We start from the raw sequence: 20,368 nt of genomic DNA, 5'->3' as shown, positions 1-20,368 counted from the left end.
GATGAAGATCCCGTCCTTCCGGCGGGCGCTCGGCGTCGCCGCGGCGGCGCTGCTCGCCTCGGCGGTCGGCGCCGCACCGCCGGCCTCGGCCGCCGACGCGCCCTACGACGTGCTGGTGTTCTCCAAGACCGCGGGTTTCCGGCACGACTCGATCCCGCAGGGCATCCAGCTGATCCGGGACCTGGGTGCGGCCAACAACTTCACGGTGACCGCCACCGAGGACTCCAGCCAGTTCAACGCCACCAACCTGGCCAAGTACGAGGCCGTGGTGTTCCTCAACACCACCGGCGACGTCCTGGACAACACCCAGCAGGGCGCGTTCGAGACCTACATCCGGGGTGGCGGCGGGTACGTCGGCATCCACTCCGCGGCCGACACCGAGTACGACTGGCCCTTCTACGGCGAGCTGGTGGGCGCGTGGTTCTCCTCGCACCCGGCGATCCAGCAGGCGACCGTGAAGGTGGAGAACCGCGCCCACCCGGCGACGGCTCACCTGAGCCCGACCTGGGTGCGCACCGACGAGTGGTACAACTACCGCACCAACCCCCGCTCCACCGCGCGGGTCCTGGCCACGCTGGACGAGTCGTCGTACTCCGGCGGCTCGATGGGCGGCGACCACCCGCACACCTGGTGCAAGGCGATCAGCAGCGGCCGGTCGTTCTACACCGGCAGCGGCCACACGCAGTCGTCCTACTCCGAGACCGGGTTCCGGTCGATGGTCCTGGGCGGCCTGCGGTACGCGTCCGGCCGGGCCAAGGCCGACTGCCGCCCGGAGACCGGGTACACCACGCTGTTCAACGGCTCCACCACGGGCTGGTCGCAGGCCGGTCCGGGCGGGTTCACCAACAGCGACGCGACCCTGCGGTCCACGGGCGGCCAGGGCCTGTACTGGTACAGCGCCAAGGAGTTCAAGTCGTACTCGCTGAAGCTGGACTGGCGGGTCGACGGCGACGACAACTCGGGCGTGTTCGTGGGCTTCCCGCCCAGCTCGGACCCGAACTCGGCGATGGCCAACGGGTACGAGGTGCAGATCGACGCCACCGACACCGCCGACCGCACCACCGGGTCGATCTACGGTTTCAAGAGCGCCGACATCACCGCGCGCGACGCGGCGCTGAACCCGCCGGGGGAGTGGAACACCTACGAGCTCCTCGTCGAGGGTGAGCGGCTCCAGGTGTTCCTCAACGGGGTGAAGATCAACGACTTCACCAACACCGACCCCGTGCGTTCCCTGGCGTCCGGTCACATCGGCCTGCAGAACCACGCCACCGGCGACGACGTGTCGTTCCGCAACGTGCGCATCAAGGAACTGGGCGGCACTACCCCCACCCCGCGCGTCGGCCCGATCAAGTCGGCGAGCGGGAAGTGCGTGGACGTCAGCGGCAACAGCAGCGCGGACGGCGCGCGCATCCAGCTGTGGACCTGCCACGGCGGCGCGAACCAGCAGTGGACCGTCGAGGGTTCGACGCTGCGATCCCTGGGCAAGTGCATGGACGCCGCCGGCACCGGCGACGGCAGCGCGGTGCGCCTGTGGACGTGCAACGGCGGCGCGAACCAGAACTGGACCGCCGGTGCCAACGGGTCGCTGGTGAACGCGGCCTCGAACAAGTGCCTGGACGCCAACGGCGGCTCGTCGGCCGACGGCACCCAGCTGATCGTCTGGTCGTGCCACGGCGGCACGAACCAGCGGTGGACCCTGCCCGCATGAGTGAAGGAGTGGTTCGTTTGCGTTTCGAACGACTAGGGCGAGGAGTCGCCGTCGCGGCGGCCGGGCTGCTGGTGACGGGCTTGGCTTCCGCCGTGTCCGTCGTCAGCGCCCCGGCCGCGTCGGCGGCGACCGTGGACCCCACCGCGTGGTACGTGCTCGTCAACCGCAACAGCGGCAAGGCCATGGACGTGTACGGGGCGGCGACCAGCGACGGCACCCGGATCGCGCAGTGGACCCGCAACGACGGCACCAACCAGCAGTTCCAGTTCGTCGACGCCGGCGGCGGCTACTACAAGGTGCGCGCCCGGCACTCCGGCAAGGTCCTGGACGTCTCCGGAGCCTCGACCGCCGACGGTGCCACCGTCCAGCAGTGGACCGAGCACACCGGCACCAACCAGCAGTTCCGGTTGGCGGATTCGGACGGCGGCTATGTCCGGCTGATCGCCAGGCACAGCAACAAGGCCGTGGAGGTGCAGGGCGCGTCCACGGCGGACGGCGCCAACGTCGTGCAGTACACCGACACGGGCGGCGCCAACCAGCAGTGGCAGCTGGCCAAGGTCGACGGCGGCGGCACCCCCGGCGGTTCGGGCTGCGGCAAGGCCCCCGGCCTGTCCAGCGGCACGCACAACATCACCACCAGCGGCAAGAGCCGGCAGTTCATCCTGCGCGTGCCGGACGGCTACGACCCGAACCGGCAGTACCGGCTGATCTTCGCGTTCCACTGGCGCGGCGGCACCATGAACGACGTCTCGTCCGGCGGCACCAGCGGCACGGCGTGGTCGTACTACGGGATGCAGGAGCAGTCGAACAACAGCGCGATCCTGGTCGCACCCCAGGGGTTCGGCAACGGCTGGGCGAACTCCGGCGGTGAGGACGTCGTGTTCGTCGACGACATGATCAAGCGGATCGAAAGCGCGCTGTGCGTCAACACGGCTCAGCGTTTCGCCATGGGCTTCAGCTACGGCGGCGGGATGAGCTACTCGCTGGCCTGCTCGCGGGCGACGGTGTTCCGCGCGGTCGTGGTGTACTCGGGTGCCCAGCTGAGCGGGTGCTCGGGCGGCACGCAGCCGATCGCGTACTTCGGCATCCACGGCATCTCGGACAACGTGCTGAACATCGGCCTCGGTCGCGGCCTGCGCGACACGTTCGTGCGCAACAACGGCTGCACGGCCCAAAGCCCACGTGAGCCCAGCGCCGGCAGCCTGACCCACATCACGACGACGTACTCCTGCCGCGCCGGCTACCCGGTGCAGTGGGCGGCGTTCGACGGTGGACACATGCCCGGCCCCGTGGACGGGTGTGCTTGCGAGAGCGGCATCCGAACTTGGACCAAGGGCGAGGCCTGGCGTTTCCTCTCCCAGTTCTGAGTCTCCTCACAGGCCCGGCGCTGCCCCTCCACGGGACAGCGCCGGGCTTTTCCTCACCTCGACCGCCGCTGCACCACCCTCCGCGCCCCACCCCCCAGCCCGCCGTTCGGACCCGCCGGCCGCAAGCCCACTGCCACCACCCACTCACCGGCCGCAAGCCCACGCCCCCCACCGGCCGCAAGCCCACGCCACCCCACACTCACCGGCCGCGCCGCTTTTGCGCCGAAGGCGCGAGCCCGAGCTGCACAGCCCACAGGAAGGGCCTCGGTTTCTTTCCCCGTCCGGCCTGGGCGCAGCCCAACCGCGCTTGGCCCGTTTGTGCAACCAGCTTTTCCGGTTGCTCAAACGGGCCAAGTGTGGTTGCCTCCGGCAGGCCGGACGGGGAAAGGAACCGACGCCCTTCCTACCCCGGGGGCCTGCCGCGCGGCGAGCGCTCGCTTTTGTCAGTTCGTGGTGCAGGGTGTGCCGTTGAGGCTGAAGGTCGTTGCCTTCGCCGTGTTCCCGGTGTGGTTCGCCTGGAAGCCGATGGTGGTGGGGGTGTTCGGCGGCAGGGCGGCGTTGTAGTTGACGTTCTTCGCCGTCACCTGGCCCGAGGTCGGCGTGTAGGTGGCGTTCCAGCCGGACGTGATGGTCTGGCCGCTCGGGAGGGTGAAGGTCAAGGACCAGCCGTTGATCGTCGTCGCGCTCGTGTTGGTGATGGTGAGGTTCTCTGTCAGCCCGGTGTTCCAGGCGTTCACCGTGCTGGTGACCTGGCAGGCACCGGGCGGCGGCGTGGTGGTGGTGGTCGTCGTCGTTGTCGAACTAGTCGTAGTGCTAGTCGTAGTGCTAGTCGTGGTGCTAGTGCTGGTGGTCGTAGATGTGGGCGGCTTGTCCAGCCCGAAGAAGGCGATGGCCTGTGCCGCCATACCCGCGCCGGGAAGGGAGTGACCGGCACCCTGGATGCTGTACGCCTCCACCTGCGTCGTCCCCGCGCTGTCGTTGTAGCGGCGGCGGTTCCACCCCGATTGCGGGGTGTCGGTGGAGCTGGGCGTCTGGCTCAACCCGAAGACGTTGGTCCACTGCTCGATCTCTTCTTGCAGCAACGCGTAGGGGACCAGGGTGTCGTTGGTGCCGTGCCAGAGCTGGACCCGAGGACGGGGACCGGTGTAGCCGGGGTAGGCCTGGCGGACCGCGTCGCCCCACTGCTGGGGTGTGCGGTTCGCACCCCCGCCTCCCGTGCACTTGCTGCTGCCGGGTGGGTAGTCGGCGGCGTTGGCGAAGCAGTTGAACGGGACGCCCATGAACGCGGCGCCCGCCTTGAAGACGTCCGGGTACAGGGCCAGCATGTGGTTGGTCATCATGCCGCCGGAGGACGAACCCGTGGCGTAGACCCGGTTCCCGTCGGCCGCGTAGCGCTGCTTGACGTAGTTGATCATCGAGATGATGGAGACGGGATCGCTGCCGCCGTCCCGGCGCTTGGCGGCGTCGGACCAGGTGTCGAAGCAGTTCCCGAAACCCGCCTGCTGCTGGGCGCTGGGGTAGATGACGATGAAGCCGTGTCGGTCGGCCTGGGCGGCGAACTCGCTGCCCGAGTAGAACCCGGGACCCGAGCCGCCGCAGCCGTGCATGGCGACCACGACACCGGGGTTGGCGGGACGTGCGTCGGGCACGTAGACGTGCATCCGCATCCCGCCGGGGTTGTTCCCGAAGTTGGTGACCTCGGTCAGCGTCGCCGCCGAGGCCGAGGGCACCGCGGTGACCAGGCCGGCCACGGCCAGCGACGCCACCGCGGCGAACACCACGCTCGTTCTGACCTTCATGCGCTTGACCCCTTCGTTTCGCGCAACGGTCGGTGGGGGGTGGCGGTGTCCACGTGGGTGCTGCCCGACGTGTGACACTTACCTTCCCGGGAGAACCAAGAACTGTCAATCGAGCGTCTCAACCAGAGTCGGTGTCGACTTCGGTGCCGACTAGAGTCGGGGTGATCGCCGTCCCGAACGTGCCGGAGCCGATGTGACCAGCCCGTACGACATCGAAGAGATCTTCCCGGACGACGTTCGGCTCCCGCGCCGGCAGAGCGGCGGCTCGCCGCAGGGGGTGGCGGTGACGCTGCTGGCGGACTACACCCTGCGCGCCCGCGCCTGGCTGCCCTCGGCGGCGATCGTGGCGCTGCTCGGCGAGGCCGGCGTGAGCCACGCCGGGGCGCGCGCCACGATCAGCCGGCTCGCTCGGCGCGGGGTGCTGGAGGGGAGCAGGCAGGGGCGGGCCAGTTCGTACCGGTTGACCGAGGCCGCCGCGGCGGTGTTGTCGGCGGGCGGTCGGGTGTTGTTCGCGCCCGCGCCCGACGTCGACTGGGACGAGTGCTGGACGTTGATCGCCTTCTCGCTGCCCCAGGGGGACGTGGTGGGGCGGCGCGAGTTGCGGGGCAAGTTGCGGTGGTTGGGGTGCGCCCCGCTCTACGACGGGCTGTGGATCTCGCCGCACGACCTGACCGAGGAGGCCGGGCCGCACTTCGCCGGGCTCGCCTCCGGCGCGGTGACGGTGTTCCGGGCCCGGCACGTCGCGCTGGGGGAGTCGATCGGGCGGGATCCGGTGGAGGCGTGGGACACGGCGGCCATCGCCGAGCGGTACGACGCCTTCATCCGGCGGTGGGGGTCGCTGCGGGACCGGCTGGGGCGGATCAGCGGGGCGGAGGCCGTCCGGACCCGGACCGAGGTGATGGACACCTACCGGCGGTTGCCGGTGCTGGACCCGGGGTTGCCGCGTCCGTTGCTGCCGGCGGACTGGCCGCGGGAGCCCGCGCGGGAGTTGTTCGCCGCGATCTACGACGGGTTGGCGGGGCCGGCGGAGGACCACGTGCGGGCGGTGGCGGGTCCTCTGCCGGGGGTCCACGCCCACACGGTGGCGGACCTGGTGGCCGGGGTGTGGCCCTAGTCCTCGGTGGTCATTCCAGCTTCTCGAACAGGAACTCGTGCTTCATGAAGGACGTGTCGTACTCGTGCCCGGGGTAGGGCGGGATCAGTTGAGACGCCTGGAAGAGCCGCCAACCGTCGCGCAGGGCGTCCACACCCGTCTCGTACGGCGGCTCGTCGCCGTCGCTGTCGCCGGTGGTGGGGTTGCTGCGGCCGGTGCCGTCGTAGCGCGCCCAGCCCACGACCCGGTCGTCCAGGGCCGACGACGACAAGTAGAGCACCAGGACTTGCTGCTTCACGCGGTCCTCCCCGGACGGTTGCTCACCCTGGTCGCCCAGTAGTCGATGTCGAAGGTGTCGTCGCCGGTCAGCGTCCGCCACAGCTTGATCCGGTTGTAGACCTCCAGTCGCCCGGTCGCGAACTCGTACCACGGGAACGTCGTGGTCAGTTCGGCGCGGACGGCGGGGTCGTCGAGGTCGGCGGTGTCCCACAGGCGGACCTGCGGTGTGGTGGGGTTGAACCGGGTCTTGAACATGTAGCGGCGCTGTGCGGAGTCGTTGCGCCGGCCGCCGTGCCAGATGCCGTGGTGCAGGAACAGGACCGTGCCGGCGGGGCAGGTCAGGCGGATCTGGCCGCGCAGGTTCTGGTAGCGGCCGGTGTCGCTCTCGTTGGTCAGGCGCAGGTGGCTGCCGGGGACCAGCAGCGTGCCGCCCATGTCCGCGGTGACCTCGTGCGGGTAGTACATGAGCTGCACGTCGAACGCGTCGCGCCGGGTGTCGATGATCGCGTCGCCGTGCAGGGGTTGCGCGCTGCCCTCGTGGGGTTCGCGCACGTGGACGGCGATGTGGTCGACGGTGGGCTCCGGCCCGACGAGGCTGCGCAGCGCCCCCGCCACGACCGGGAGGGTGACCAGGCGGTGGGCGAAGCTGTCGGGTGGGAACGCCTTGCTCAGCGGTACTCCGTAGGGCACGTCCGGGACGCCGTCTCGCATGGCGTCCATCGCCACGGCGTTGAGGTCGTCCGGGACGACGGAGTCGAAGCGGAGGAACCCCTGTGCCGCGAAGCGTGCCATCAGCACCGAGGAGAGCAGGTTGCTGGTGGTTTCCATGCGCCGAACACTAGGAGCGCCGTGCGGCGCTGTCGTGGGTCCTGTTCACCATTAGTGGTAATTTTTCACCATGGATCAGGTGGCGGTCCGTCTCGATTCGCCGCCGGTCGTGGCGAACCTGGGTGTCGCGGTGCACGGCGTGGCCAGCCGCCGGGACGAGTTCCTGCTGCCCGAGCTGTGGCAACTGCACCTCTACGGCTACACCGCCGAGCTGACCGTCGAGGGCACCACGCACGCCATCCGCCCGGGACACGTGAGCCTCGTCCCGCCGGGAGCCCGGGTGTCCTACCGCTACCAAGGCCGGTCCGAGCACCTCTACGTCCACCTGCGCCTCGCCGTCAAAGGAGACGCTCGCACGGTTCCGGTCGTGCAACCCGCCGGAGCCGAAACGCCGCTGCTCACCAGCCTCCTGCGGCACGCCATCACGGTCGCGCACACCGAACCCGCGATGGCGACGGCCGAGGTGTGGACGGTGCTGTGGCGGGTCGCCCACCTCGCCGCCTCCGGCACGGGGCACGGCGCGGTGGCCGCCGCCGTCGCGCACATCGAGGCCAACCTCGCCGAACCACTGACCGTGCCCGGGATCGCCGCCGTGGCCGGGGTGTCGCACAACCACCTGACCAGGCTGTTCCGCGCCGAGACCGGGCTGACCGTCGTGGCCTACGTGCGCCGCAGGCGGTTGGAGCGGGCCCGGCACCTGCTGCGCGCCTCGACCCTGCCCATCCCGGCGGTCGCGGCGGCGGTGGGGTTCGACGACCTCCAGGCGTTCAACAAGGCCTGCCGCCGGGAACTGGGCGCCTCGCCGCGCGCCGTGCGGGCCGGAGCGCCAAGCCGAAACTGAGGTCTTCACGGCTCGCACCATCTCCGCTACCTTCTTGAAAGCGTTCCCAGCGCCGCGTGGCGGTCGGTGGGGCCTCGCCGTCACCGGCCACAGTGGACAGCCACCTCGCGCCGATCCCCTTCCCCCGCGCGCGTTCCGCGCTGCGCACAGCACCCACGGAGGACACCCAGTGCACCGGTCAAGGTTGGCGGCAGCCGCCGCCCTCACCGCCGCGCTGACCGCGGCCGTCACGATCGGCGGCGCTCCGGCCCAGGCCGCCGTGGGGTGCAAGGTCGACTACCAGGTGACCAACCAGTGGCAAGGCGGGTTCACCGCCAACGTGCAGATCGCCAACCTCGGCGACGCCGTCAACGGCTGGCGCCTGACGTGGTCGTTCGGCGGCGGCCAGGCGGTCACCGCGTCGTGGGGCGGCACCGCGACCCAGTCCGGCGCGCAGGTCTCGGTGGCCAACGCGAGCTGGAACGGGTCGCTGGGCAGCGGGGCGTCCACCAGCTTCGGCTTCAACGCCAACGGCTCGACCACCCCCGTGCCCACCGACTTCGCGCTCAACGGCACGTCCTGCACCGGCGCGCCCGCCCCCGCGGACCCGCTGGCCAAGGCCCACACCGCGGGCCGCGTCACCAAGGACGCCCGCTACTCGTGGCCCGGCGTCTACTTCGAGGGCCGCGTGCGCGGCACCGGCGTCGGCGTCGTGCTGGACGACTCGGCCAACGACTACGACGTGCAGGTCGACGGCTCGACCGTGGCCACCCTGGTCACCCCGGGCAAGACCACGTACTGGGTGAACAACCTCGCCAACGCCGAGCACCGCGTCCGGCTGGTCAAGCGGACCGAGAGCACGTGGACGTCCGGCCAGTTCGGCGGGTTCGTCGCCGCGACCGGCGGGCAGGTGCTGGACAAGCCGGTCGCCCGCACCCGGCAGGTCGAGTTCATCGGCGACTCGCTGACCGTGGGCTACGGCAACCTGTCCACCACCCGCGACTGCTCCACCAACGGCGGCGTCACCCGCAACACCAACACCGACATCAGCTACGGGGCCCTGACCGCGAAGTCGCTCAACGCCGACTACCAGGTCAACGCGTTCTCCGGCCTGGGCATGGTGCGCAACTACAACGGCGGCTCGCCCGGCACCAACTACCGCACCTACTACGACCGGGCGCTGCTCAACGTCGAGGGCGACGTGTGGCCGGTGCCCAGCACCTGGCGGCCCCAGCTGGTCGTCATCGGCCTGGGCACCAACGACTTCTCCACCGCGATCAACCCGGGCGAGCCGTGGACCCCGGAGAGCCTGCTCGCCGCCTACAAGTCCGCCTACCAGGGCTTCCTGGACAAGCTGCGCACCCGCTACGGCACCGGCACGACCATCCTGGTCAGCGCCCACGGCAGCGGGACGCTGCCCAACGCGGCCCGACAGGTCGTGGCGGACCGGAACGCCCAGGGCGACAGCAAGGTCCGCTTCTGGGGCTACGAGGGCTCGCTGGACCTGCTCGGCTGCGACTGGCACTTCTCCGCGCGCGACCACCGGGTGCTGTCGGGCTCGCTGGTGGACTACGTCTCCCGGCTCGGGCTGGCGTGGTGACGCGTTTCCAGTGGGGCAACGACGTCCTGGCCGCCGAGTTCGCCCTGACCGAGGACGGCGTCCTCCGGTTGGAGCGGCTCGGCGCGCCGGGCGAGTCCCACCCCGAGTACCACGAAGCCGCGCCGGCCCCGATCACGGCCGTCACGGCGACGGGCCACGGCCGGAACTGGTCGGGCAACCGCTGGATCCACTCCGCGATCGGCGAGCGGTTGCGCCACAAGGACCACTACTCGACGCACAAGGACGGCCTGAGCACCCTGACCGTCCGGCTGCACGACCCGGAGACGGGCCTGGTCGCGGAGGTGGTCTACCGCCTGGCGGACGGCGTCCCCGTGCTGCGCGCGGAAGTCCTGCTGCGCAACGAAGGCCGGATCCCGCTGCACCTGGAGGCGGTCGCCTCGCTCGCGGTCGGCTGCCTCACCGAGGCCCTGGAGGACGCCGACCTGCTGTGGGCGGACAACGACTGGCTCGCCGAGTGCCGGTGGCAGCGCCGACCGCTGCGCGAGACCTCGCCCGCCCTCGACGGGCGGGTGCGCACCGGCAACGGCCGGGGCGCGTTCGTGCTGGCCGGTCAGGGCGCCTGGGCCAGTGGCGGCAAGCTGCCGATGGGCGGCCTGACCGACCGCCGCTCCGGCCGCACGTGGCTGTGGCAGGTCGAGCACAACGGCGGCGGCTGGCGCTGGGAGTGCGGCGAGCGCGAGCACGCCGCCTACCTGGCGCTGTTCGGCCCGTCCGAGAGCCTGCACGCCTGGCGCCACACCCTCGAACCCGGCGCGGAGTTCCGGACCGTGCCCGTGGCCCTCGCGTTCAGCGCAGACGGACCGGACGGCGCTTTCGCCGCCCTGACCGAGCACCGCCGCGCCACCCGCCGGCCGCACCCCGACCACGAGCGCCTGCCCGTGATCTTCAACGACTACATGAACTGCCTGATGGGCGACCCCACCACCGCCAAGCTGCTGCCGCTGGTCGACGCGGCGGCCGAGGCGGGCGCGGAGTACTTCGTCATCGACGCCGGCTGGTACGCCGACGAAGCGGAGAACTGGTGGAACACGGTCGGTGCGTGGGAACCGTCGCGCACCCGCTTCCCGGGCGCGCGGGGCATCCACGAGGTGCTCGACCACATCCGGGACCTGGGCATGGTGCCCGGCCTGTGGCTGGAGCCCGAGGTCGTCGGCACGGGCAGCGCCGTCGCGAACGCGCTGCCCGACGAGGCCTTCTTCCGCCGCAACGGCGTGCGGGTCGTGGAGGCCGGCCGCTACCACCTCGACCTGCGCCACCCCGCCGCCCGCGCGCACCTGGACCGGGTGGTGGACCGCCTGGTCGCCGAGTGGGGCGTGGGCTACCTCAAGCTGGACCACAACGTCGACCCGGGACCGGGCACCAGCGCCCACCCCGGCGAGAGCCCCGGCGCGGGCCTGCTCGGCCACCACCGCGCCCACCTGGACTGGCTGGACGGCGTCCTGGACCGCTACCCGCGGCTGGTGGTGGAGAACTGCGCCTCGGGCGGGATGCGGATGGACCACGCCCTGTTGTCCCGCTTGCAGGTCCAGTCCACCAGCGACCAGGAGAACCTCGTCCACTACGCGCCCATCGCCGCCGCCGCGCCGACCGCGGTGACGCCGGAGCAGGGCGCGGTCTGGGCGTACCCGCGCGGGGAGGACACGCTCGACGAGGTCGCGTTCACGATGGCTTCCGCGCTGTTGGGCCGCGTGCACCTGTCGGGACGCATCACCGAACTCGACCCCGAAGCGCGCGCGCTCGTTCATGAAGCCGTGGCGGTGTACAAGGCGATCCGCGCAGACCTGCCGGTTGCGCTGCCGTCCTGGCCGCTCGGTCTTCCGGCGTGGGACGACCCGTGGGTCGCCTTGGCCTTGCGCACGCCGTCCACCACCTACGTCACGGCGTGGCGTCGCGGCGGCGAGCCGACGACGACGCTGCAGCTGCCGCACCTGGTCGGCGTGGACGCGCGGGTGAACGTGCTCTACCCGAGCACCAGCCCGGCCGCCGTGGAGTGGCACGCGGACCGCGCCGCACTGTCGTTGACCCTGCCCGCGGCGCCGTCTGCCGTGCTGGTGCGCCTGGAGCGGTGAACTTCGCAAGTTTGTGAGCGCTAACAAGAAGCCGTTGACGGGCCGTGTGCTGCTGGTTACATTGGCCCGAAAGTTCACACTCACGAACTCGAAAGTTTCGAGGGGTCGTTACCGCCGCCGACCTCGTCGAGGAAGGCGAGTCATGCTTTCGACACGACGCTTCGCGTCGAGGCGGGCGACACTGGCGGCGGCGGCACTCGCGCCGATCGCGGCGGTGTCCGTGCTGACCGCGGTGTCCGCGCCGGCTTCGGCGGCACCGGGCTGCTCGGTCGCGTACACCGCATCGCAGTGGCAGGGCGGGTTCACCGCGAACGTGGCCATCACCAACGTCGGCGACGCGGTCAACGGGTGGACGCTGACGTGGTCGTACCCGGCCGGCCAGAAGGTGACGCAGGCGTGGAACGCCGACGTGGCGCAGAGCGGCACGCAGGTGACGGCCAAGAACGTCTCCTACAACGCGAGCATCCCCACCGGCGGCAAGGTCGAGTTCGGCTTCAACGGGTCGTGGACCGGCAGCAACCCGGCGCCGGAGAGCTTCAGCCTCAACGGAACCCCGTGCACCGGAGGGGTGGTCCCCACGAGCACCACGACGACCGTCACGACCACGACGGACAGCCACCCGCCCACCGGCAGCCTGCCGTCGAGCTTCCGCTGGAACTCCAGCGGCATCCTGATCAGCCCCAAGCCCGACGCCACGCACGCCAACGTCGCGGTCAAGGACCCCAGCGTCGTCTACTACAACGGCAAGTACCACGTGTTCGCCTCGACGTACACCAACGGCTACAACCTGATGTACACGAGCTTCACCGACTGGTCGCAGGCCTCCTCGGCACCGCACTACTACCTGGACACCACGGCCATCGGCAGCGGGTACAAGGCTGCGCCGCAGGTCTTCTACTTCGCGCCGCAACGGCTGTGGTACCTGGTCTACCAGACCGGTGACAACGCGTCCTACTCCACGACCACCGACATCTCCAACCCGTCGTCGTGGTCCGCGCCGAAGAACTTCTACGCCGGCGGCATGCCCCAGATCATCCGGGACAACATCGGCAACGGCTACTGGGTCGACTTCTGGATGATCTGCGACAGCGCCAAGTGCTACCTGTTCTCCTCGGACGACAACGGCCACCTGTACCGGTCGGAGACCACGCTGGGCCAGTTCCCCAACGGGTTCACCAACACGGTGATCGCGTTGCGGGACGCCGACAAGAACCGCCTGTTCGAGGCGTCCAACGTGTACAAGATCGCCGGCAAGGACCAGTGGCTGCTGGTGCACGAGGCCATCGGCACCGACGGCCGCCGCTACTTCCGCTCCTGGACCGCGCCCGCCATCACCGGCCCGTGGACCGGCCTGGCCGACACCGAGGCCAACCCGTTCGCCCGGCACAACAACGTGACGTTCCCGGGCGGGGCGTGGACGCGGGACATCAGCCACGGCGAGGTGGTGCGGACCAACGTCGACCAGACGATGGAGATCAGCCCGTGCAAGCTGAGCTACCTCTACCAGGGCCTGGACCCGAACGCCGGCGGTGAGTACAACCGCCTGCCCTGGCGCCTGGGCCTGCTGACCCAGACCAACTCGACCTGCTGACCGGTGCCGCCGCCCCGCTGCCGGCGGCGGCACCCCACCACACCCCCTGTTGTTACGGCAGAAAAGAGCTGCTCAATGTCGAGGTACAGACTCTTCGGGCCGGCCGCGGTCCTGGTGGCCGGTGCACTGGCCGCCACCGCCGTGCTCGCCGGCGTCGGCGCGGCCTCCTCGTCCACGGCGCAGGTCGGCACGCTCGCCACGAGCGCCGGCTGCGGCAAGGCGCCCACGCTGCGGAGCGGGACCCAGAACATCACCACCAGCGGCAAGAACCGCCAGTACATCCTGCGCATCCCCGACGGCTACGACAACACCCGGCCGTACCGGCTGATCTTCGGTTTCCACTGGCTCGGCGGCACCATGAACGACGTCGCCACGGGTGGCAGCAGCGGTGCGTCCTGGGCGTACTACGGGATGCAACAGCAGTCCAACAACAGCGCGATCCTCGTTGCGCCGCAAGGGTTCAGCAACGGGTGGGCGAACTCCGGCGGCGAGGACGTCGTGTTCACCGACGACATCCTCAAGCGCATCGAGAGCGACCTGTGCGTGGACACCAGCCTGCGGTTCGCCATGGGCTTCAGCTACGGCGGCGGGATGAGCTACTCGCTGGCCTGCTCGCGGGCGAACGTGTTCCGCGCGGTGGTGGTGTACTCGGGTGCCCAGCTGAGCGGGTGTGCCGGTGGTACGCAGCCGATCGCGTACTTCGGCATCCACGGGATCTCGGACAACGTCCTGAACATCTCGCAGGGCCGTGCGTTGCGCGACACGTTCGTGCGCAACAACGGGTGCGCGGCGCAGAGTCCGCGTGAGCCCAGCAGCGGCAGCCGGACGCACATCACCACGGCGTACTCGTGCCGGGCCGGGTACCCGGTCCAGTGGGCGGCGTTCGACGGTGGCCACACGCCGGGTCCGGTCGACGGTTGCTCGTGCGACGACGGCACTCGGACGTGGACGAAGGGGGAGGCGTGGAAGTTCATCTCCCAGTTCGAGGGCGGCACGTCCCCGACGAGCACCACCACCTCCACCACGACGACGACCACCACCACCACCACGACCACCACGACGACCACTGGCAACCCGCCCGGTGACGGCTGCAAGGTGACCGACACCATCAACGCGTGGAACAACGGCCTCACGTCGGAGATCGTCGTGACCAACACCGGCAGCACGGCCATCAGCGGGTGGTCGCTGGTGTTCACCCTGCCGGGTGGGCAGACCATCACCAGCGGGTGGAACGCCTCCTACTCGCCCACGTCCGGCCAGGTGACGGCCAGGAACGTGAGCTACAACGGCGAGATCGCCCCGAATGGCTCGGTCAGCATCGGCTTCCAGGCGACGCACACGGGCAACACCGGCAAGCCGACGTCCTTCACGCTCAACGGCGCGGCCTGCACGATCGCGTGAGCTCAGGTCCGTCCACCGTGCGCTGGGGGCTTCGGTCCCCGGCGCACGGGTTCGTCCTAGCTCGTCGGCGCGATGATCGTGGACTTCCACGCGGTGGTGGAGGACGTGCCGGCCTGATGTCGCCCGTCGATGCCGTGCCGGCCTGATGTCGCCCGTCGATGCCGTGACCGGGTCGGTCAGGTCGTCGGGCGTTCGAGGCGGCTCGGGTCGCCGGAGTCGTCGCGGCGGACCAGCCACGCCTCCGTGATGTGGGTGAACATGGCCTCGGCCGCGCCCGTCGGGTCGTGGGCGGCGATGTGCTCGTACACGGCCCGGTGGCCCTGGTTCGACGCCACGCACAGGGCGCGCTCGCTGCGGCCGGTGTAGCGGGCGGTGTTGATGACCTGGCCTTCCAACGCCCGGACCACGCCCCGCGCGATCCGGTTCCCCGACGCCTGCATGACGGTGTCGTGGAAGATCCGGTCCTGCTCGCGGTAGGCGACCGGGTCGTCCACCAGCTCGTCCATGCGCTCCACGAGGGCGTGCAGGCGGTCGATCGTGTCCTGGTCGGCGGTGCGCGCGGCAACGGCGGCCATGTCGGATTCCAGCAGGCGCCGCGTCACGACGACGTCGTCCAGGACCGCCAGGGTGTCGTCCTGGGCGATGGTGGCGGCGAGGACGAGCTCGTCGAGCAGGTTCCAGACCGCCGGCGGCGTGACGGTGGTGCCGGACCCTTGGCGGACCTGGACCAGGCCCTTCTCCTGCAACACCTTCACCGACTCGCGGATCACCGTCCGACTCACGGAGAACGTCTCGCACAACACCGGCTCCGGCGGCAGAACCGACCCAGGCGGGTAGACGCCACGCACGACCCGCTCCACCAACTCGGCCGTGACCGCCTTCGCCAGGGTCGCCGGGCGGCGGGGCCAGGTGGTGGGAGCGTCCCCGGTCGGGCGCCCGTCGGTCGCGGTCATCGTGCCTCCGTTGCGCTCACGGTTGCGCACAGTATAGGAGGGCGGGGGACATATGACGTCATACGAATGTCGCTCGATGGGATGAACGCCCTTCGCACCGCACCACCCCCACCGCATCACGCCCACCCACGACCGCCTCGCGCCGCCCCTTGCCGCCCCACCGCCTTGCCGCCCAGCCGCGCTGGCCGCCTCGCCGAGCCACCGCCCAGCCGAGCCACCGCCGCCCTGCTCCTGCCTCGCCACCCCGTCCTGCGCCCAGCCCACCGTGGGCCAGTGCAGAAGAGGCCGGCGCGGAGGCTGTGGGGGGCCTCCGCGCCGGGGCTGTGTTGTCGAGCTTGCGCTTGCTGATCGGGTCAGGCGCGCAGGCTCCACTGCTGGTTCGTCCCGCCGTGGCAGGTCCACAGGTGGATCAGGGTGCCGTTCGCCGTCGCGTTCCCGCTCGCGTCCAGGCACAGGCCCGACTGCGCGCTCGTGATGGTGCCGTTGGCGTTGACGTTCCACTGCTGGTTCGTCCCACCGTGACAATCCCAGAGGATGGCCGCGGTGCCGTTGGTGGTGCCGGCACCTGACGCGTCCAGGCACTTGCCGTAGACCACCAGCTGCTTGCCCGACTGGGTCCACCGCTGGCCGGTGCCACCGTTGCAGTCCCACAACCGCGCCTGGGTGCCGTTGTTCGACGACGGCACCTCCACGCACCGGCCGGACTGCGCGCCCACGATCATCGACCCGGGGGTCGGGGTGGTGTTGCCCGGCCCGGCGTTGGCCATCACGGTCTGGGCGCCGGCGGGCCAGTTGCCGTTGGTGACGGTGATGTTCCCGGACACCACGTTGCCGCGGTCGCCGTTGGTGATGTTGGTGCTGCCGTTGGTGGACCAGTTGTCCCGCAGCGTCCAGTTGCCCATGTTCTCGCCGCCCCAGTAGTTGGCGGTGGCCCAGGTGCCGGTCGCGCTGAACACGTTGTTGACCGCGCTGTAGTACTTGGACCCCTCGTCGAAGTAGAGGCCGAAGTAACCGTTGGTGCGCAAGCAGTAGTTCTGGTTGATCTGCGCGCCCGGGTTCCACGACAGGGTGTAGATGCAGCCGCCGTCGTTCATCTGCTGCATGACGTCGTGGATGTAGTTGCCGATCAACCGGTTGTTGGACGCCGTGGTCGCCGTGGTGTACCTCGGCTGGTAGTTGTACAGGCCGCGGTTGGCGTAGTTGTTGTTGCCGCCGGCGTCGTTGGCGCCCCAGCCGTAGCCGATGGACATGCCGCTGTACGGCATGTTGTAGACCTCGTTGTGCGACACCGTGGCCGTGCTGACGTAGGTGTTGAGCACCGACACGTTGCCGCGGTACTCGATGCCCAGGTCGTGGATGCGGTTGTCGCTGATGGTGATGTCCTTGTTGACCATCCGCTGGTCGCTGGGGTGGTGCGCGTCGGCGCGCACGCCGCCGACGATCACGCCGCCGGCCGAGCTGAACGCGATCTCCGAACGGGTCACGGTGATGTTGGCCGCGCCGAGGCCGACGCCGGAGCCGTGGGCGTTGGCGTCGTTGCCGATGCCGATGGCCGTCTGCCCGAGGTTGACGAACCGGGAGTCGGTGAACGTCACGTTGTTGGCCGCGGAGACCTGCACGGCCGCGGGCATCATCGACCAGTTCGGTCGGGTCTGCTCGAACTGGGTGCAGCCGCTCTGGCACGACGTCAGCCGGTCGGCCGGCCAGTTCCAGTTGCCCGCCATGTACGCGCCGGTCTGCTGGTCGACGTACCCCTGGTCACCGCTGGGACCCAACCAACTCGTCCCGGTGAAGGTGACGCCGCTGAAGGTGATGTGGTGCGCCGGGGCGTCGTACGTGCCGCCGACCTGCACCAGCGACTGCAACGTGGGCAGCTCCACCTTGGCGGCGTTGACGTCCTGGCCCGCCTTGGGGATGTAGAACAGCTGCCCGGCGGACGGGCGGACGTACCACTCGCCCGGCGAGTCCAGGAACTCGTAGGCGTTGGCCAGGTAGAACGGCCCGGCGCGGAACGGGCTGGTCAGGGTGTCGTAGCCGAAGCTGTTGTTGTTCCACGCGGGCTGGCGCATGGTGAGGAAGTTGCCGCTGATGCTCTGCACGCCCGAGTACCGGTCGGTGAAGGAGTTGATGCTCTCCACCTCGACCCGGCCCTGGTCGGCCAGGTTGTTCAGGTAGGTGAGGGCGGTGTTGGAGAAGCGCATCCCGGTGGTGGTGAAGGTGAAGTCCGACCGGTTGACCTGGGTGCGCGCGCGGGTGGCGATCGCGCCGTCCACGTAGAGCTGCCGCGAGTCCAGCCCGGTGGGGACGCTCGCCCGCCAGATGTTGCGGCCGGCGTCGACCTGCGTCCAGCCGGTGACCGCGCGGGCGCCGCTGAACACCGGGCGCGCGTTCGCCGCCGCCTGCCACACCACGCGGTAGCCGTTGCGGCCGGAGTCGGCGTCGGTGAGCCGCAGCGGCTCGGACAGCCGGTACACGCCGTCGGCCAGCTGCACCACGATGTCGCCGGACATCGAGGCGACCCGCGACCGCACGGCGGCCTGGGCGGCGGACAGCGAGCACGGCTGGGTGGCCGAGCAGTCCGTGCCGGTGCCGGCGGGGGAGGCGTAGAGAGTCGTGGTGGCCGCCAGGGCGGCGGGAGGGGGCGTGACCAGGGCGGCGGCGAGGGCGGCCAGCGCGGCGCTCGCCCGCCACCGCCTTCGGCTCGGGGGACGGGTGGATGGGGACAAGGGACCCTCCTGACGTCGTCGTCGGGCGGCACCCGCGGAAGTCCGGGGTGTGGGTCCGATCGAGGGGGTGCCGTCGAGACGGAAACGTAACTCGTATGACGTATGCCGTCAATGCGGCCTCTTGGGGGTCGCCAAAGGGTCGGCGATCGTCTCAAGTGGAGCAGCGGCTTGACACCGGATCGGGGCCTCCAGTGGACTGTTAGCGTTAACATCACTCGCTCGACGATGAGGGAGAAACCTGATGCGTGCACGGTTACGGCGGCTCTCCGCCTGCGCCGCCGCCCTGGTCGCCGCCGCGCTGCTGCCTTCCGCACCCGCGCACGCGGAATCCAACGGCGGGACCAGGGTGATGCCCCTGGGCGACTCGATCACCGAGGGCACGCAGGTGCCCGGCGGCTACCGGATCGGGCTGTGGCAGCGGTTCGGTGGCGGCGGCTACCGCGTGGACTTCGTCGGCTCGCAGTTCAACGGACCGGGGTCGCTGGGCGACCACGACCACGAGGGCCACCCGGGGTGGCGCATCGACCAGATCGACGCGAACATCGTGACCTGGTTGCGCAACACCAACCCCCGCTCGGTGCTGCTGCACATCGGCACCAACGACATCCTCCAGAACTACAACGTCTCCGGCGCGCCGGGCCGGTTGTCGGCCCTGGTCGACAAGATCACCGCCACGGTCCCGAACGCCGACGTGTTCGTGGCGACGATCATCCCGCTGTCCAACTCCGGTCAGGAATCCGCCGCGCGCACGTTCAACGCGACGATCCCCGGCATGGTGCAGAGCAAGGTGAACGCGGGCAAGCGCGTGCACCTGGTCGACATGCACGCCGCGCTCACCACCGCCGACCTGATCGACGGCGTCCACCCGACCGCCGGCGGCTACGACAAGATGGCGGCCAAGTGGTACGACGCGCTGCGCGCGGTGCCGGGCAGCATCGGCGACCCCTCCGCGCCCACGGGCGGGCGGATCGTCGGCGTGCCCTCGGGCCGGTGCGTGGACGTCCCGGGTGCCACCACCACCAACGGTACGCAGTTGCAGCTGTGGGACTGCCACGGCGGGACCAACCAGACGTGGACCCGCACGAGCAGCAAGCAGTTCACCGTCTACGGCACCAAGTGCCTCGACGCGTCCGGCTCGGGCACGGCCAACGGCACGCCGGTCGTGATCTGGGACTGCAACGGCGGGACGAACCAGCAGTGGAACGTCAACTCGAACGGCACCATCACCAGTGTCCAGTCCGGTCTGTGCCTGGACGCCTCCGGCTACGGCACGGCCAACGGCACGAAGCTCCAGCTGTGGAGCTGCACGGGCGCGACCAACCAGCAGTGGCGGGTCTGACCCGTTGACCGAGTTCGCCGCCCCGCACGCGAGCGGGGCGGCGAACTTTTGTCATCAGCTCACCAGTTGGACACGGAGTAGCTGTTCGTGCGGAAGTCCATGCCGCCGCTGGACGAGGTGATCTCGTACCCGAACTGGACTTCGCCGACCGTCACGTCGCCGTACCAGCCGCGCGACCGGATCCAGTTCAGGATCGCCTTGACGTCCACCGTGGCGGCGCTGGTGTTGCCCTGGCGCAGGAACGAGAACACCTGGTTCGCCCCGTTGGAGCCGCGGTAGACGTCGAAGGTGTGCCCGCCGACCGACGCGGTGGTCTGGTAGCTGCCGATCGCGCCCACCGGGCCGACCTTGTTCATCCACACCATGATCTCGTAGGCGTTGTTCTGCGCCCAGATGTCGTAGGTGGTGGTGTACGCGCCGGCGCCGGGCACGCTGACGTTGAAGGTGCTGCTGATGCCGCCGATCTGGCTGAGCGGGCGCCCGATGTTCTTGGCGACGTGCGGGTAGGCCTTCACGCCGCCGGTGTTCGGGTGGTTCGCCCACACGCCCCAGTTGCTGTAGGAGTTGGCCCAGATCGACTGGTAGCCGGCGCCGCTGCCCCACACGTCGTTGCGGACCGTGTAACCGCCGTTGGACCAGGTCGCCCACTTGTCGGACGACGACCAGGTGGCGGCTTCGGCGGCGGGTGCGGCCACGGCGACCGCGAGCAGGGTCGAGGCGGCGATGGCGGTGGTTCGGATGAACTTACCCAACATTGCACTCTCCATTGAGTAG

At 70.1% G+C, this 20,368-nt stretch carries 14 protein-coding genes and 1 pseudogene; 9 read left to right on the top strand and 6 right to left on the bottom strand.

What is annotated here, in order from left to right; translation table 11 throughout:
- Position 1 precedes the first annotated feature (1 nt).
- The gene (locus DFJ66_RS05245) at positions 2–1,708 is read left to right on the top strand and encodes a ThuA domain-containing protein (RefSeq protein WP_121218469.1); all 1,707 of its coding nucleotides are present in this window, start codon (positions 2–4) and stop codon (positions 1,706–1,708) included.
- Between the two features lie 152 nt (positions 1,709–1,860).
- Positions 1,861–3,072, top strand: a pseudogene (locus DFJ66_RS44005) (RICIN domain-containing protein); the annotation flags it as partial.
- A gap of 446 nt (positions 3,073–3,518) precedes the next feature.
- On the opposite strand, the gene DFJ66_RS05235 reads toward DFJ66_RS44005, so the two are convergent.
- The gene (locus tag DFJ66_RS05235; protein WP_121218465.1) at positions 3,519–4,874 is read right to left on the bottom strand and encodes an extracellular catalytic domain type 1 short-chain-length polyhydroxyalkanoate depolymerase; all 1,356 of its coding nucleotides are present in this window, start codon (positions 4,872–4,874) and stop codon (positions 3,519–3,521) included.
- 193 nt (positions 4,875–5,067) lie between these two features.
- On the opposite strand from DFJ66_RS05235, the gene DFJ66_RS05230 reads away from it, so the two are divergent.
- The gene (locus DFJ66_RS05230; RefSeq protein WP_121218463.1) at positions 5,068–5,988 is read left to right on the top strand and encodes a PaaX family transcriptional regulator; all 921 of its coding nucleotides are present in this window, start codon (positions 5,068–5,070) and stop codon (positions 5,986–5,988) included.
- A 10-nt stretch (positions 5,989–5,998) separates the two neighbouring features.
- Here the strand turns inward: DFJ66_RS05230 and DFJ66_RS05225 are convergent, their stop codons facing one another.
- Both DFJ66_RS05225 and DFJ66_RS05220 read right to left on the bottom strand, forming a co-directional pair.
- A complete protein-coding gene (locus DFJ66_RS05225) occupies positions 5,999–6,265 on the bottom strand; it encodes a hypothetical protein (protein ID WP_121218461.1) in 267 nt (88 codons plus the stop codon).
- Positions 6,262–7,074, bottom strand: a complete 813-nt coding sequence (locus DFJ66_RS05220; RefSeq protein WP_211350985.1) for a phytanoyl-CoA dioxygenase family protein — start codon at positions 7,072–7,074, stop codon at positions 6,262–6,264. Before DFJ66_RS05220 ends, DFJ66_RS05225 begins: the two co-directional genes overlap by 4 nt.
- Before the next feature lie 79 nt (positions 7,075–7,153).
- Between DFJ66_RS05220 and DFJ66_RS05215 the strand changes: the two genes are divergently transcribed.
- The 5 genes from DFJ66_RS05215 (at position 7,154) to DFJ66_RS05195 (ending at position 14,576) form a co-directional block, all read left to right on the top strand.
- Entirely contained in the window at positions 7,154–7,915 is a 762-nt protein-coding gene (locus DFJ66_RS05215; RefSeq protein WP_211350983.1) for an AraC family transcriptional regulator, read from the top strand.
- A 169-nt stretch (positions 7,916–8,084) separates the two neighbouring features.
- Positions 8,085–9,494, top strand: a complete 1,410-nt coding sequence (locus DFJ66_RS05210) for a cellulose binding domain-containing protein (protein ID WP_121218457.1) — start codon at positions 8,085–8,087, stop codon at positions 9,492–9,494.
- Positions 9,491–11,584, top strand: coding sequence for an alpha-galactosidase (locus DFJ66_RS05205; RefSeq protein WP_211350981.1), 2,094 nt, complete (start codon positions 9,491–9,493; stop codon positions 11,582–11,584). The genes DFJ66_RS05210 and DFJ66_RS05205 overlap by 4 nt, the downstream gene beginning before the upstream one ends.
- A gap of 142 nt (positions 11,585–11,726) precedes the next feature.
- Entirely contained in the window at positions 11,727–13,175 is a 1,449-nt protein-coding gene (locus DFJ66_RS05200) for a glycoside hydrolase family 62 protein (protein ID WP_121218453.1), read from the top strand.
- A gap of 75 nt (positions 13,176–13,250) precedes the next feature.
- On the top strand, positions 13,251–14,576 hold the full coding sequence (locus DFJ66_RS05195) for a CE1 family esterase (protein ID WP_121218451.1): 1,326 nt from the start codon (positions 13,251–13,253) through the stop codon (positions 14,574–14,576).
- A 176-nt stretch (positions 14,577–14,752) separates the two neighbouring features.
- Here DFJ66_RS05195 and DFJ66_RS05190 read toward each other — a convergent pair whose 3' ends face one another.
- Both DFJ66_RS05190 and DFJ66_RS44000 read right to left on the bottom strand, forming a co-directional pair.
- Positions 14,753–15,529 carry a FadR/GntR family transcriptional regulator gene (locus tag DFJ66_RS05190; protein WP_121218449.1) on the bottom strand — a complete coding sequence of 259 codons (777 nt, stop codon included), beginning with the start codon at positions 15,527–15,529 and terminating at the stop codon, positions 14,753–14,755.
- Positions 15,530–15,882: 353 nt separating this feature from the next.
- The gene (locus DFJ66_RS44000) at positions 15,883–18,255 is read right to left on the bottom strand and encodes an RICIN domain-containing protein (RefSeq protein WP_246029582.1); all 2,373 of its coding nucleotides are present in this window, start codon (positions 18,253–18,255) and stop codon (positions 15,883–15,885) included.
- A 241-nt stretch (positions 18,256–18,496) separates the two neighbouring features.
- Here DFJ66_RS44000 and DFJ66_RS05180 point away from each other — a divergent pair, with 241 nt between their 5' ends.
- Entirely contained in the window at positions 18,497–19,594 is a 1,098-nt protein-coding gene (locus tag DFJ66_RS05180; RefSeq protein ID WP_121218447.1) for an SGNH/GDSL hydrolase family protein, read from the top strand.
- A 59-nt stretch (positions 19,595–19,653) separates the two neighbouring features.
- On the opposite strand, the gene DFJ66_RS05175 is transcribed toward DFJ66_RS05180, so the two are convergent.
- Entirely contained in the window at positions 19,654–20,349 is a 696-nt protein-coding gene (locus tag DFJ66_RS05175; protein ID WP_121218445.1) for a GH12 family glycosyl hydrolase domain-containing protein, read from the bottom strand.
- Positions 20,350–20,368 lie beyond the last annotated feature (19 nt).

It is taken from the genome of Saccharothrix variisporea, from assembly GCF_003634995.1.
GTDB lineage: Bacteria > Actinomycetota > Actinomycetes > Mycobacteriales > Pseudonocardiaceae > Actinosynnema > Actinosynnema variisporeum.
The sequence above is the reverse complement of the archived record's forward strand: the minus strand, read 5'-3'. Positions and strand labels throughout refer to the sequence as shown.

Bases quoted from the DNA above. Each gene is read 5' to 3' on its own strand.
- DFJ66_RS05175 (WP_121218445.1), bottom strand. From the start codon at position 20,349: ATGTTGGGTAAGTTCATCCGAACCACCGCCATCGCCGCCTCGACCCTG.
- DFJ66_RS05245 (WP_121218469.1), top strand. From the start codon at position 2: ATGAAGATCCCGTCCTTCCGGCGGGCGCTCGGCGTCGCCGCGGCGGCG.
- DFJ66_RS05180 (WP_121218447.1), top strand. From the start codon at position 18,497: ATGCGTGCACGGTTACGGCGGCTCTCCGCCTGCGCCGCCGCCCTGGTC.
- DFJ66_RS05200 (WP_121218453.1), top strand. From the start codon at position 11,727: ATGCTTTCGACACGACGCTTCGCGTCGAGGCGGGCGACACTGGCGGCG.
- DFJ66_RS05235 (WP_121218465.1), bottom strand. From the start codon at position 4,874: ATGAAGGTCAGAACGAGCGTGGTGTTCGCCGCGGTGGCGTCGCTGGCC.
- DFJ66_RS05220 (WP_211350985.1), bottom strand. From the start codon at position 7,074: ATGGAAACCACCAGCAACCTGCTCTCCTCGGTGCTGATGGCACGCTTC.
- DFJ66_RS05195 (WP_121218451.1), top strand. From the start codon at position 13,251: ATGTCGAGGTACAGACTCTTCGGGCCGGCCGCGGTCCTGGTGGCCGGT.
- DFJ66_RS05190 (WP_121218449.1), bottom strand. From the start codon at position 15,529: ATGACCGCGACCGACGGGCGCCCGACCGGGGACGCTCCCACCACCTGG.